Source organism: Prevotella phocaeensis (assembly GCF_900065875.1).
GTDB lineage: Bacteria > Bacteroidota > Bacteroidia > Bacteroidales > Bacteroidaceae > Prevotella > Prevotella phocaeensis.
Genome location: NZ_LT160621.1, coordinates 23272 through 36327 on the forward strand (window position 1 = coordinate 23272; position 13056 = coordinate 36327).

Genomic DNA, 13056 nt, shown 5'->3' on the forward strand with positions numbered 1-13056 from the left:
AGATATGCAAATCAAATTTAAACAATTAATAAAGAAATTCGGGGATAAGACTGCTGTCAATATCCCCGATTTTTTAATCGAACAAGGCGAAATTCTCGGCCTTGTAGGTAACAATGGTGCAGGGAAAACCACCCTTTTCCGCTTGCTACTCGACCTCGTGAATGCCGATTCTGGCAGGATATTAATATCGGACGAAGAGATTGAAGGGGAAATAGAGCCCTCGAAAACCGAAGTCTGGAAACAATTTACCGGTGCTTATATCGACGAAGGATTTCTAATTGATTTCCTTACAGCAGAGGAGTATATTGAGTTCATTAGCACAGTGAACAATCAGAATGGCGCCCCTATCGAAACTCAACTCGAAGAATTCAAGACTTTCATGGGCAATGAAATTCTCGGACAAAAGAAACTTATCCGTGATTTTTCTGCCGGCAACAAGCAGAAAATAGGTATTATATCAGCTATGTTCACGCACCCCAAATTGATTATTCTCGACGAATCTTTCAATTTTCTCGATCCTTCAAGCCAGAATGTCCTAAAGAAAATTTTGCTCGATTATAACCAAAAAACGGGAGCAACCGTCATTGTGAGCAGTCATAATCTACAGCATACCGTAGAAATAAGTACGCGCATCGCATTATTGGAGCACGGTCGCATTATCAAAGACCTACCGAACAACAACAGATGTGCGGAGAAAGAACTGGAAGAATACTTCAGTATTTAGGAGCACTTCTTACCATTTTTCTGCAATAGAAGCCTAAACCATAAAGGCACCCTATCAACAAATACATAAGTACAACTTGATAGAAATTGACGTTTACATTGCTTATATGCGATCCGGGAAGCGATGCTATCACGGCGATACCGCGATTTAATACGCCCGCCACTGCAGACAACAGGGCAATTACAACGCTTTGAAGTGCAGGGAAAGGTGCCGTCAGCACCGATATAAACACGCAATATAGAATAATGGTGGCAAGCGGAACGGCAAAAAGATTGGTAAGAAGAAAATAAAAAGAGACGTTTCCGAAATAATACATCACCAATGGAGCTGTACCGAGCTGTGCGGATATGGAGACCACAACCATTCCCCAAAGCCAACGAACGGCTTTCGAAGTAAAAAGTATCTGGTCTTTAACAAGATGATAAAGCGGAAAATAGAATACCAGAATACCCATCACGGCCATGAACGACAACTGAAAACCCACATCCCACAGTACGAGCGGATCAGCTATCAGCATAACGATAGCCGCCAAGGCTAAAACATTAACCGACATACGTTTACGATTTAGCAAGGTTACAAAGGCATAAACAGTCAGCATTATGGCAGAACGCAGCACGCTCGGTGCCATTCCTACCATAACCACATACGTCCAAATAACCGTAAGAATGAATACTTGAACAAGTACAAAACGTCTGTTCCCCAAGCACAGAAGTGTAAGCATGAAGTAAATGATGCCGAGATGAAGCCCCGAAAGTGCAAGCAAATGGGATGCTCCGGCTAAAGAATATTCTTCTTTCATGGCCTTTGAAAGCATGCTTTTATCCCCCAGCGTCATCGCTGCCACGACGGCATAATCTTGTTCAGTCTGTCCATAAGCACGGAAATGTGCCATCAATCGGTCGCGAAACTGTCGTGCCTTCAGTCGGATACGCTCCATTCTCGACAGATCGCCCAACCCTACTTCTGCCTTTTGCCAATTCGTGTAATAAACAAAAGTCTTCGCTTCGTAACCGTGAATACGGAGCCATAAAGCATAATCGAAGTGCGAATGAGTATAATAGTTCTTCGGTCTTTCCAAAACAGAACGGGCAATAATCCCGTCACCCTGTGCCAGTCGAAGGTATCTTTTGTCTATGGTATCCCGCAAGATCGAGGCTTTAACTTTCTTATTCTTCATAGGTCCCGATGCTATAAGCAGATCACATTGCAACACTTTTCCCCTAACAACGGGGCGACTTATTACTACTGCCTTATAAGTACAATCTCCATAAACGTTTTTCCGATATTCGGTTTCGCGGACAGACAGCATCCATGCACCCAATAGGAATGTCGACAATAATAGCATCACACTCTGCAATTGCCGCCTTTTATAACCTATCAACGCCATCAAGAGCGAGGCGATTAGAGCCACGAACCAAACATGCATTGGCAGACCGTCGCCCACATAACTGCCTATTGCAATACCGGCAATCAATACAAGCGCCACGCGCAACAGCGGAAACAACTGAATATTACCGTCTATTTTCATTCATAATCATCAATCACACTGTTCATAAAATCCATCATCGGCTTAGCTACTTTAAACATATCCGCCATTCGTACCAGCCATTTATCGCCATTGAAGAAATCGTCTCCCACCGTATTCCAGCAGGCATAATCCTTCATTTTCAGGTATTCCAAGAACTCATAATCGCGCGGGAAGTCTTTCGGAGCCGTCTTAAGATGTGTCAGTCCGAACCCTTTTGGGGACATATATTCATCGTTCCACTCCCCCTCGTTGGCATAACCGAAATACTTTACGAATTTTCCATTCTCCACACATTTGCGCCATTCATCGATATTACCCATGATTTCATTACGACACGAAGTCAATATATTAGTAGGCAACCAATAAGAACCAGCGGAAACTATGCATCGTCCCGGCTCTATATGCAGGTAATATCCCGCATGCAGCGACTTCTTGCCATGTGCACAAATATAGGCTCCCATGTGGTTCTTGTAAGGAGATTTATCCTGTGAAAATCTCGTATCTCTATAAAATCGGAAACACGCATCCTTAGGTGTAATGTGCGAAACGGTAGGATCGAACTCCGTAATTGCCGCGATTGCTTTCGCTACACCGGCTTCGTAATCCTCCTTACAGGCAAGATACTCATCTTTATGTGCCAGAAACCATTCACGATTGTTATTAGCCGATACGTCTTTCAAAAATCGGATTATTCTTTTTGCATCCATGTTATTCTAATTTCGAGTTCTCCAACAATTTCGGACAGAAGCTATCAAACGGACACTCAGGGCACTTGGGTATCCGGCTTAAACATACATAACGGCCGTGCAACAGCAACCAATGGTGTGCGTCGGGCACGTCTTCTTTCGGAATATTCCGCAACAGTTCACGCTCCACTTTATAGGGTGTATTGGCCGTTTTCGGTACCAATCCCAGTCGATGACTCACACGATACACGTGCGTATCTACAGCCATAGTGGCCTTACCAAACCAAACTGCCTGCAATACATTGGCAGTCTTACGCCCTACTCCGGGCAACTTCGTCAACTCTTCCATCGTTTCAGGAACGATACCCCCGAAGTCATCAACGATCATCCGTGCCATCTCCACAAGGTGTTTCGACTTCGCGTTCGGATAGCTCACCGTTTTAATATACTCAAGTATATCTTCTACCTCTGCTTTAGCCATTTTCTGCGGCGTCGGATAGCGCCGGAATAACGCCGGAGTAATCTGATTGATACGCTTATCCGTACACTGTGCACTGAGTAACGTTGATACAAGCAACTGAAAAGCGCTCCCGAAATGTAGCTCTGTCGACACGTTCGGCATCTTTTTACGGAAGTAATTCAAAATGTAAACATAGCGTTCTTTTCTATTCATAACAATGCAAAGTTACTGCAAGTAGAATAAAATGCAAAATAAATTCATTTGTTTTTAAGGCCCGACAGCTGCATTTGTCTATACAAGACGATAAATGAAAAAGCTGCGACCGGTGCTCCTGAGAACACAGAATACGGAGAAATCTCACATCAGATATACTGTCTATAACAAACAGATGTATCTAATACGAGACTTATTTATCTGCTCTACCGATATCAGTGCATAGATATTTTGGCAATTTAGGCTTCCATTGTCCTATCTGTCCACAGATTTTGCCGCCGATAAGCTGGCTCTATACAGAAATCGTTAATTTATGATATAAACCGCGGCAGGCATCTTCGATTAAATCTAAAGCATAGTCGAAGTCGGCGCTTCCGCCGTAATAAGGATCGGGAACAGTGGCTGCGTCGTGGTGTTCCGTAAGATATTCCGTCAGCAGATGCACCTTTCGGCGGTCTTCTTCGTCGTTTGTCATGGCATTGACCATACGAAAATTGTCGTGATCCATTACCAATATGCAGTCGAAACGCTTAAAGTCGTCGCGCTTGAACTGCCGTGCACGACTGCCGAAATCATAACCTCGCGCCGCTCCATGCCTGCGCATACGGGCATCGGGCAACTGTCCGACGTGCCAATCGCCTATGCCTGCCGAGTCTATATAAAACATTTCGTCGGCGCCGGCTTGGTGTACGATATGCTTCATTACGCCCTCTGCCGCCGGACTTCGGCATATATTACCCAAACAAACGAACAATAGTTTAATCTTCTTCATCTTCCAAAAGGTTGGGTTCCGTATCAGGTATGGGCTGATTGGCGCTCTCCTTTACGCCGAGTTGCTTCAGTTCGTTGGCCTTCTGCACAATGCTTTGGCGACCTGTATAGGCTTTACTGTAGGCATCGTCGTAATCTCTGTGCAGGTTCTCTATATCCTTTTTCACTTTATCAAAGCGTTTTATGAAGTCTCCTACACGCTTCAGAAGCTCTTCAGCCATACCGAACACTTTCTTCTGATTTTCCGTCTGGGCGTACTGCCGCCATGCTATCTGGATCATCTTCAGTATAGCTATGAGGTTTTGCTGGCTCGTTATCAGCACTTGTCTGTCGAATGCTTCGCCCCAAATCTTGGGTTCTGTGGCCAACGCCAGCTGCAAAGCGCCCTCGAAAGGCACATACATAATGACGAAATCGATAGCTTTTCGCGGCTTTTGAACGTACTTGCTATAGTCTTTCTTGGCCAAACCGAAGGCTTGAGTGCGTATGCTGCGCACCAAATCTTCGGCATATTTCCGCTTTAAACCCTCGTCCTCGGTGTTCACATAATTATAATAAGCATCGATAGATACTTTGGAATCAACGATTACATCTTCGTTGTTCGGATAATGAAGTATCACGTCGGGGATCATACGCCTACCGCTTTCGTCGTTCAGAACGGCATTTCCCTTGTCATCAGTGATGGTTTGTTGCATGTCATAGTCTATTCCTTGGCGCAGTCCTTGGCTTTCTAATAACTCTGCGAGGCGTCTCTCCCCCCAATTCCCCTGCGCCTTGTTACCGCCGCGTATAACGTTTGTCAGCCTTGTAGCGGTAGCATCGATCTTTTGCGTCTGCTCTGCCATCTCCTTAAGTTGCTGAGATAACGATGCTGTATGCTTGGTTGTTTCGCTATTAGTGGTCTGGATAACCTGATGAAGTTGCTCTATGTTCTGCTTTAACGGGCGGGTGATACTCTCCATCGACTCCGAATTAGAGTGTTTCAGCTTATCTGCCGTCTGATCGAGCACACGGGTTGCAAGGTTCGAGAACTGCTCCTGAACGGTTTTTAGCTGCTGTTCGAACTGCTCTTTCCGCATCTCTGCTTCTTTCGAATTATGCTCCTGCTCGGCCTGCAACTGCGTGTTGGCGCGCTCAAGGTCTATCTTCAACTGCGTAAGTTGCTCCTGCAAATCGCGCTTTTCGGCCACTGCACCATCCATATCGGCCCGTAACTGCCTATTTGCCGACTGCTCCTGCGCCAGCTGTTGTGTAGTTAACATCAGCTTGGCAGCCGCGTCTTTCTGCCTCGCATTCAACACAAAATAGGTTACTATGCCGCCTATAACGACGCCAACAACCAAGAATACTATTTCCATACCGCAAAGATAGCTGAAAAAGACCGCACTCCAAAATAAAACGCATGTTTTATTTTATGCCGCAAAATGTTGCACACTTTCCGAATATTTCTTATCTTTGTGCAAAACACATGCTTATGAAACGATTAGACTGTTGGCTAACTATAGTAGTAATACTTGGCGCATTGCTTATCATCTTTTACTTTATCGTCAGTCCGGACGTAAGGTATAGTTTTCTATTTCTTGCTATCCTAATCATATCTTTCATTATTCTACAACAGATATGCTATGGTCTCAAGCAAATTAAAATCCGGCGAAAGTGGCGACGTTTTACCGATATTCTTGTTACAGAAGGCGGTTTTGAAGAATTTTATTACTCCCCTACGTCGCTATCTGCATATAAAGACAATTACTGGTTGTTGGAAATAACGCATAATAAGAATATTTTCAACATTCATTTTCTCTATAATCTCAATCCCTACGTGGAACATCTTCAAGAAGAATGCGAGATGAAAATCGCAGAAATACGCGACAGTTTCGGCCGACTTTCAGTACCTCTGCAACCGACAATCGTTAGCGATGTGCCTTTCGGATCGTTAACCATCAGTGTTCAACTTGCCCGAAAAGAGGCTACAGACAAGCTGTTAAGAGAGATTAGAGACGTACTCTCGAACCTCGTCAGCACATCATTTACCGGAAAGAAGTATATCAAAGAATGCTTCAACGATAAAACCTATTATGCTGAATACAATCATGAAAGCGTAACACGCGCCATTCTTCGCAGTGCAACATCTACCGAATTTTACGATGAAAGACACGACGAAAGGAGCATATCGTACGACTTCGAAATGCTTATTTACGACTGTTATGAAGAGGAACCTATAGAAGAAGCACTGATTACCGAGGCCGATTTCAACGCCATTTGGAACGAGCGCGAAAGATAGCACATAGAAACTTCACGCTTAGACAGGCCATCTAAGCACCATAGAAGAGTTTTGTAACGTGCTTATATTACCCATTTAAGGCAATTAGATGGATAGTTTATCCGGCTTCTGCAAGGCACTCCCCTCCTTTGGAGGGGCAGGGGAAGGTTCCTCCTCCCATCTCTGTCGGCCGAAAATCCGCCATTGCACGGCACCTCGCATGGCCAAATAAACAATGAAAGCAAGCCACAGAGCATGATTGCCCATGACGGGTTGCAGCAACAGGTCTATCGCAAAGAACGCCAAGGCGGCCGCTACAGACGAGACGAGCATGCCGCGCGTAGCGGTAATTCCGATGAAAATGCCATCGAAGATAAATGCCGCAACGCCCGCAACGGGTATCGATACCGCCCAATAAAAGTAAGGTTCGGCCGCCTCTACCACAAGCGTTTCGTTGGTAAGCAGGCTAAGGAAAGCGTTTCCGCCCACCGCATAAACCAACGTAAAAGCCGCTGCCATGGCGGCACCCCAACGAAACAAGGCTCGCACAAGTCCGGTGAACGCCTCACGGTTGCGGGCTCCGTAGTACTTACCGCTAAGGGCTTCGCCCGCATAAGCAAAGCCATCCATCACGTAAGAGAACAGGGTAAAGAGCGTCATCAGCAGAGTATTTACCGACAGAATGACGTCTCCCTGCCGCGCTCCGGCCGATATAAAGAAGAAATTCACGCCAACTAAGAAGAGTGTACGCAGAAAAATGTCGCGATTGACGGTAAAGAAACGGCTCATCGCCTTACGGTCGAAGAGCGACGAGTGCCAGTCGTAGCGGTTCAATCGTGAGTAATACCGCACCCAGCAGGCCAATGCAACGAGGAAACCTGCCCACTGTGCAACGAGTGTTCCTACGGCCACGCCCTCGATTTTCCAATGAAGAAAAAAGACAAACGATAGACTTGCCACGATATTCACCACGTTCTGTAAAATGGAGACCATCATCGGAATGCGGGTATTCTGCATGCCTATGAACCATCCCGTAAGGCCATAAAGCCCGAGCATGGCGGGTGCGCCGTAGATACATATATTAAAATAGGTGACTGCATGGGGAGTTACCTGTGCCGAAGGGTGCATAATCGAGAGCATAACCCATCGTATAGGCCACTGAAACACAATGAGCAGCAACGCTATTGCTCCGCCTATCGCCAATGAACGCACAAGCATCCGCATGACTTCTGCCAGATTACGTGCGCCGAGTGCCTGCGATGTCATGCCGCTGGTGCCCATGCGAAGGAAACCGAATATCCAGTAAACGACGTTAAAAATCATCGATCCCACGGCGATAGCGCCGATATAAGCCACATCGCCCATATGACCGACGATCGTAAGATCTACCAGCCCGAGCAACGGAACGGTAATGTTCGATACGATAGAGGGCAATGCCAAACGAAGTATTTGGCTGTTTCTGCTGTTCATTGAGTGCACTTGTCTGCACAAAGTTAAGCATAAAACAAAGACGGAAGACAGATGTATTCCAAATTTATGTTAAGATAAACGCCCGCAAATAAACTTTCCGATGATTATACGGTCAAATAACCAAACGAAAAAAATGATAACGAAAGAATAACAGACAGATGAAGAAGGTTAGCAAAGTATGGATAGCAGCGGGCATAGTGCTCATAGCGGCAGTGGCTGCATGGCTGCTCTCGGGCAACGAGAAGAAAGAAGAAATTGCTTTCGATACAGCAAAGGTGGCGCCTGCAAACATACAAAACAGCATCACGGCCACGGGTACGATAGAGCCGGTTACATCGGTTACCGTAGGTACACAGGTGTCGGGCATCGTTAACAAGTTATATGTAGACTACAATAGTGTGGTGAAGAAAGGTCAAGTTATTGCCGAACTCGACAAGACAAACCTCATTAGTGAGCTGAAAACAGCCCAAGCAAATCTGACAAGTGCACAGAGTACGCTGAATTATCAGGCCGAGAACTTTAAAAGATATGCCACTCTGTACAAGAAAGGTTTGGTGAGCGCCGACGATTACGAGAATGCCCAGCTGACCTACAAGCAGGCTAAAGAACAGGTAGCATCGGCACAAGAGACGGTCAGGAAGGCACAAACGAACTTGGGATATGCCACTATAACCTCGCCGATCGATGGCATCGTGCTGTCTAAAAGCGTAGAAGAGGGGCAGACGGTAGCGGCAAGTTTCAGCACGCCCGAACTGTTTACCATCGCCAAAGACCTGACCAACATGCAGGTGGTGGCAGATATAGACGAGGCAGACATCGGCGATGTGGCCGACGGAGAGCGAGTTACCTTCACTGTAGATGCCTATCCGGACGACAAGTTCGAGGGTGTAGTGAAGCAAGTAAGGCAGGAAGCCACGACTACAAATAACGTTGTAACCTACGAGGTGGTGATCAGTGCGCCCAATACAGACCTTAAACTGAAGCCGGGACTTACGGCTAACGTCACTATCTACACGGCCGAGCGCAAAGGGGTATTGAGCGTACCGTCGAAAGCGCTGCGCTTTACGCCCACCAAGGAGACTGTGGGCAACAAGAAGATTGTAGACACGGAGGCTAAGAACAAGGTGTGGACGCTCGAAAACAACAATACATTGAAAGCACATGCCGTGAACATCGGTATGACAGACGGCACGCATACGCAGATTTTGAGCGGCATTTCGCAAGGTAAGGAAGTGATAACAGCCATCAAAGTGGGCTCGAACAACGAACAAGAAACAAGCAACAATCAAGAAAGTAGTCCATTTGCACCGGGCCCAAGGGGCAGGAAAAAGTAAGGTAAAACGTAACCCTACCCTGCACAGCCGAAACAAAAAGAATAAATATGGATAAGAAAGTTGTCATAGAACTGCAACATGTAAAGCGCGATTTCCTCGTAGGCGACGAAACTGTACATGCTCTCCGTGACGTGTCGTTCAAGATATACGAAGGTGAGTTCGTAACTATAATGGGGAAATCCGGTTCGGGTAAGTCTACTCTATTGAACCAGTTGGGCTGCTTGGATACCCCTTCGAGCGGCGAATACTACTTGGACGGCGTGTCTGTACGCACGATGTCGAAGTCGCAGCGTGCCGTTCTAAGGAACCGGAAGATAGGTTTTATCTTCCAAAACTATAACCTCTTGCCCAAGACGACAAGCGTAGAAAACGTGGAACTCCCGCTGATGTATAACGCTGAAGTAAGCGCCAAAGAGCGGTTCGACCGTGCTGTGGAAGCGCTGAAAGCCGTTGGCTTGGGCGACAGACTGTATCACAAATCCAATCAGATGTCCGGCGGACAGATGCAGCGCGTAGCTATAGCGCGGGCATTAGTTAACAATCCTGCCGTTATACTGGCCGATGAAGCCACTGGGAACCTCGATACAAGGACGAGTTTCGAAATCCTTGTGCTCTTTCAAAAGCTGCATGCCGAGGGTAGGACAATCATTTTCGTAACACACAATCCCGACATTGCGCACTATTCGAGCCGAAACATTCAGCTTAGAGATGGGCAAGTGATCAGCGACGAGTATAATCAAGACATCTTGTCGGCGGCAGACGGACTTGCCGCATTGCCTACAAATTCCGACGAATAGTTAATTACAGCAACAATATATGAATTATATAAACCTCTTAAAAATAGCCTTAAGAGCCATCGCAGCTAATAAAATGCGGTCGTTTCTCACGGCATTGGGCATCATTATCGGTATTGCCTCGGTGATTACCATGCTAGCCATAGGGCAAGGAACCAAACGAAGTATACAGGCAAATATTGCCGAAATGGGCTCCAATATGATTATGATAAGTCCCGGAGCCGATATGCGTGGCGGTGTAAGACAAGATGCCTCGTCGATGGAAACACTCAAGATGAAAGACTACGAGGATATCAAAAACGAGTGTACATATATCAAGGCCATCAGTCCGGTGGTAAATAGTAGCGGCCAATTCATATACGGTAACAACAATACTCCGTCGTCTATCTACGGTGTCAATCAAGACTATCTTGAGATAAGGCAGCTTACAGTAGAAGATGGAGATATGTTTACCGACGCTGAAATCAAATCCAGCGCCAAAGTATGTATCCTCGGACAGACGATTGTTAAGAACCTGTTTCCCGATGGCAGCGATCCTATCGGCAAGGTGGTACGTTTCAACTCCATTCCTTTCCGCGTGATAGGCGTATTGAAGAAAAAGGGTTACAACTCTATGGGTATGGATCAAGACGACTTGGCACTGGCTCCGTATACGGCAGTAATGAAACGTATATTGGCACAAACATACTTGGGAGGCATACAATGCTCTGCCATAACGGAGGGAGTTACGGATAAAGCCACCGATCAAATATCCGCCATCTTGCGTCGGAACCATAAGCTGAAAGACGCAACCGATACAACGGAAGCCGATGACGACGATTTCAACATACGCTCACAAGAGGAACTGTCGAGCATGATGAATTCTACTACCAACATGCTCACTATATTATTGGGCTGCGTAGCGGGCATTTCGCTCATCGTGGGCGGCATAGGCATCATGAACATCATGTATGTGAGCGTTACCGAACGTACCCGTGAAATCGGTCTGAGAATGAGTGTCGGCGCAAGAGGAATAGACATATTGAACCAATTTCTGATAGAAGCGATCCTGCTAAGCGTTACGGGCGGCGTTATCGGAGTGGCTCTCGGCATAGGCGCTTCGTATGCTATAAAACTGTTGGCCCACTGGCCTATATACATACAGAGTTGGAGTATAGCGATGAGTTTTGCCGTATGTACTTTCACCGGAGTGTTCTTCGGATGGTATCCGGCAAAGAAAGCAGCGCAGCTCGATCCTATAGAAGCCATCAGATACGAATAAAAACAAACATGCCACAGATGGCAGATACGCATCATAAAAGCAGGGGAACGATAACCGCTCCCCTGTTTTTATTTCTGCTTCGTCATATACATTCCATCGCCCGCATCTATCTGTTTGGCCGCTTCGTCTACCAGATAAACGGTCTCGGTACTATCTTTAAAATCGCAATGCAACTTGCCTTGCTGATAATAAAAGGTGCCATTGCTCGTCTTTCCATCGAGTGTTTCCGAAATATATTTACCTTTTATCGTCAGTACTATCCTACCGTAAGAGGTATCGTAAATCCATCTTCCTTGTATCCAATCGGGTATCGGTTCGGGATGCACCTCCTCATATCCGTCGGATGATCCGGCAGAATCTTCCTCTACCCGCATGCTTTCATCCCGTTCCGGAGAACCTACAGAAGAACTCTGCACCACATGTTCGGTCTGAATTTCGTCTATACTGCCAGAAGATTTGCAGGTGTTAAAAGCCAGAATGATAGCAAACACCATCAATACCAAGACCAACAAGAAACCTTTCAAGCAGCCCCGATTATGACCAGACGGCACATGCAGCAAGGGTGGAGGCGCAACATGCTGCCACTCTTTGGCACTCTCGTTGCGGTAATCGCTACGCACATCGGCGTTGTAGCCGGTAATCTCATCATAAATTTCGTTACCTTTATGTGCCGTAACGGCCGTTGCCACCGGCTCTTGCCCATCTTTTAAAGGTTCTTCTTCGTGAAGCATTGCAGAGACATCTTCCGTATATTTTGCCGACAAAGCCTCATCCTTGGGTAAGATATAAGTGAAAGGAGTACCGCAACGAGGACAAACACAGGCAATTTCACTCATCCCCGATGGCGCTTTCGTATCGTATCTAAATCTACATTTAGGACATTTTATCTCCATCAGTTTCTTTTCTTTTCATATCTTGTTGTATGCAAAAAGAGCGATAGGCACTATTCGAACCTTACTTGTGCCTTACGCATCATCTTCCAATGCTCACCGTCCTTCACGGCTGTACCCTCTTCCTCGGTGATGATGTGGCGCGGATAACCGCTCACATTTCCACCAACTTTACACACTGGTTTTATAAACTGCGACACGCTGATCATAGCTGTAGCAATGGCATCCGGCGTATCAAGCAAGATAAAACTGCCGTTTACCCCATCCATTGTAGTAAGTTGATAGATGCTTTTCCCAATCTGTTCCACCGAGGAGGCATGACTGAAAACGCCATCTGTAGTGGGTGCAGCAAGAAAGAGTTGCCTCTGTTGCCCGTAAACAGGCATTGCAAGTTCGTTATCCTTACTGTCTACCTGCGATACACCGGCACTCTGTCGTTCACGTTTCGAGAGTTGTCGCAATTCTTCCTCCAACCTATTTATTCTATTCTCTAAAGATGTTATCCGTTCATTCAACTGAGAGAAAAGGTCGGCGGCGCCTGTATCTCCGGCAGACTGCCCCACCACATCCGGTTGTTGCTCCGAAGAGCCCTGTTTACCGAGCAAACCCGAAAATATATTCCCCATGTTTCTTCTGCAAATTTTAGTTTATCACTCTTTCTGTCA

Annotated in this window: 13 protein-coding genes; 5 read left to right on the forward strand and 8 right to left on the reverse strand. The window is 46.2% G+C overall.

The window, feature by feature from the left end; translation table 11 throughout:
• Positions 1 to 4: 4 nt before the first annotated feature.
• Positions 5 to 724, forward strand: coding sequence for an ABC transporter ATP-binding protein (locus BN3912_RS02490; protein ID WP_023984547.1), 720 nt, complete (start codon positions 5 to 7; stop codon positions 722 to 724).
• Here the strand turns inward: BN3912_RS02490 and BN3912_RS02495 are convergent.
• From BN3912_RS02495 to rmuC, 5 genes are all read right to left on the reverse strand, one after another.
• Positions 714 to 2252 carry a ComEC/Rec2 family competence protein gene (locus BN3912_RS02495; protein ID WP_023984546.1) on the reverse strand — a complete coding sequence of 513 codons (1539 nt, stop codon included), beginning with the start codon at positions 2250 to 2252 and terminating at the stop codon, positions 714 to 716. The two genes, BN3912_RS02490 and BN3912_RS02495, sit on opposite strands and share 11 nt — an antisense overlap.
• The gene (locus tag BN3912_RS02500) at positions 2249 to 2959 is read right to left on the reverse strand and encodes a DUF2461 domain-containing protein (protein WP_036859693.1); all 711 of its coding nucleotides are present in this window, start codon (positions 2957 to 2959) and stop codon (positions 2249 to 2251) included. Before BN3912_RS02500 ends, BN3912_RS02495 begins: the two co-directional genes overlap by 4 nt.
• Before the next feature lies 1 nt (position 2960).
• Positions 2961 to 3611, reverse strand: a complete 651-nt coding sequence (gene nth, locus BN3912_RS02505) for an endonuclease III (RefSeq protein ID WP_023984544.1) — start codon at positions 3609 to 3611, stop codon at positions 2961 to 2963.
• Between the two features lie 292 nt (positions 3612 to 3903).
• Positions 3904 to 4383, reverse strand: coding sequence for a low molecular weight protein-tyrosine-phosphatase (locus BN3912_RS02510; RefSeq protein ID WP_036859691.1), 480 nt, complete (start codon positions 4381 to 4383; stop codon positions 3904 to 3906).
• Complete coding sequence (rmuC, locus tag BN3912_RS02515; protein ID WP_004368302.1) at positions 4370 to 5740, reverse strand: DNA recombination protein RmuC; 1371 nt, start codon at positions 5738 to 5740, stop codon at positions 4370 to 4372. The genes BN3912_RS02510 and rmuC overlap by 14 nt, the downstream gene beginning before the upstream one ends.
• A 116-nt stretch (positions 5741 to 5856) precedes the next feature.
• Here rmuC and BN3912_RS02520 point away from each other — a divergent pair, with 116 nt between their 5' ends.
• Positions 5857 to 6663, forward strand: coding sequence for a hypothetical protein (locus BN3912_RS02520; RefSeq protein WP_143150401.1), 807 nt, complete (start codon positions 5857 to 5859; stop codon positions 6661 to 6663).
• 84 nt (positions 6664 to 6747) lie between these two features.
• Here the strand turns inward: BN3912_RS02520 and BN3912_RS02525 are convergent, their stop codons facing one another.
• Complete coding sequence (locus tag BN3912_RS02525; RefSeq protein ID WP_004368300.1) at positions 6748 to 8112, reverse strand: MATE family efflux transporter; 1365 nt, start codon at positions 8110 to 8112, stop codon at positions 6748 to 6750.
• Positions 8113 to 8270: 158 nt separating this feature from the next.
• Here BN3912_RS02525 and BN3912_RS02530 point away from each other — a divergent pair, with 158 nt between their 5' ends.
• Genes BN3912_RS02530 through BN3912_RS02540 form a run of 3 tightly spaced genes read left to right on the forward strand, consistent with a single transcriptional unit; the run spans position 8271 to position 11501 of the window.
• The gene (locus tag BN3912_RS02530) at positions 8271 to 9446 is read left to right on the forward strand and encodes an efflux RND transporter periplasmic adaptor subunit (RefSeq protein ID WP_023984541.1); all 1176 of its coding nucleotides are present in this window, start codon (positions 8271 to 8273) and stop codon (positions 9444 to 9446) included.
• Between the two features lie 47 nt (positions 9447 to 9493).
• Entirely contained in the window at positions 9494 to 10243 is a 750-nt protein-coding gene (locus BN3912_RS02535; protein WP_023984540.1) for an ABC transporter ATP-binding protein, read from the forward strand.
• Between the two features lie 19 nt (positions 10244 to 10262).
• Positions 10263 to 11501: an ABC transporter permease gene (locus tag BN3912_RS02540; protein ID WP_023984539.1), complete on the forward strand. Its 1239-nt coding sequence runs from the start codon at positions 10263 to 10265 to the stop codon at positions 11499 to 11501.
• A gap of 68 nt (positions 11502 to 11569) precedes the next feature.
• Here BN3912_RS02540 and BN3912_RS02545 read toward each other — a convergent pair whose 3' ends face one another.
• On the reverse strand, positions 11570 to 12394 hold the full coding sequence (locus BN3912_RS02545) for a zinc ribbon domain-containing protein (protein ID WP_023984538.1): 825 nt from the start codon (positions 12392 to 12394) through the stop codon (positions 11570 to 11572).
• A gap of 50 nt (positions 12395 to 12444) precedes the next feature.
• The gene (locus tag BN3912_RS02550; protein ID WP_023984537.1) at positions 12445 to 13017 is read right to left on the reverse strand and encodes a hypothetical protein; all 573 of its coding nucleotides are present in this window, start codon (positions 13015 to 13017) and stop codon (positions 12445 to 12447) included.
• Positions 13018 to 13056 lie beyond the last annotated feature (39 nt).

Excerpts from the sequence above, each read along its gene's own strand:
- BN3912_RS02510 (WP_036859691.1), bottom strand. The coding sequence starts at position 4,383 with ATGAAGAAGATTAAACTATTGTTCGTTTGTTTGGGTAATATATGCCGA.
- BN3912_RS02525 (WP_004368300.1), bottom strand. The coding sequence starts at position 8,112 with ATGAACAGCAGAAACAGCCAAATACTTCGTTTGGCATTGCCCTCTATC.
- BN3912_RS02490 (WP_023984547.1), top strand. The coding sequence starts at position 5 with ATGCAAATCAAATTTAAACAATTAATAAAGAAATTCGGGGATAAGACT.
- BN3912_RS02520 (WP_143150401.1), top strand. The coding sequence starts at position 5,857 with ATGAAACGATTAGACTGTTGGCTAACTATAGTAGTAATACTTGGCGCA.
- rmuC (WP_004368302.1), bottom strand. The coding sequence starts at position 5,740 with ATGGAAATAGTATTCTTGGTTGTTGGCGTCGTTATAGGCGGCATAGTA.
- BN3912_RS02545 (WP_023984538.1), bottom strand. The coding sequence starts at position 12,394 with ATGGAGATAAAATGTCCTAAATGTAGATTTAGATACGATACGAAAGCG.
- BN3912_RS02535 (WP_023984540.1), top strand. The coding sequence starts at position 9,494 with ATGGATAAGAAAGTTGTCATAGAACTGCAACATGTAAAGCGCGATTTC.
- nth (WP_023984544.1), bottom strand. The coding sequence starts at position 3,611 with ATGAATAGAAAAGAACGCTATGTTTACATTTTGAATTACTTCCGTAAA.
- BN3912_RS02495 (WP_023984546.1), bottom strand. The coding sequence starts at position 2,252 with ATGAAAATAGACGGTAATATTCAGTTGTTTCCGCTGTTGCGCGTGGCG.
- BN3912_RS02550 (WP_023984537.1), bottom strand. The coding sequence starts at position 13,017 with ATGGGGAATATATTTTCGGGTTTGCTCGGTAAACAGGGCTCTTCGGAG.
- BN3912_RS02540 (WP_023984539.1), top strand. The coding sequence starts at position 10,263 with ATGAATTATATAAACCTCTTAAAAATAGCCTTAAGAGCCATCGCAGCT.
- BN3912_RS02500 (WP_036859693.1), bottom strand. The coding sequence starts at position 2,959 with ATGGATGCAAAAAGAATAATCCGATTTTTGAAAGACGTATCGGCTAAT.
- BN3912_RS02530 (WP_023984541.1), top strand. The coding sequence starts at position 8,271 with ATGAAGAAGGTTAGCAAAGTATGGATAGCAGCGGGCATAGTGCTCATA.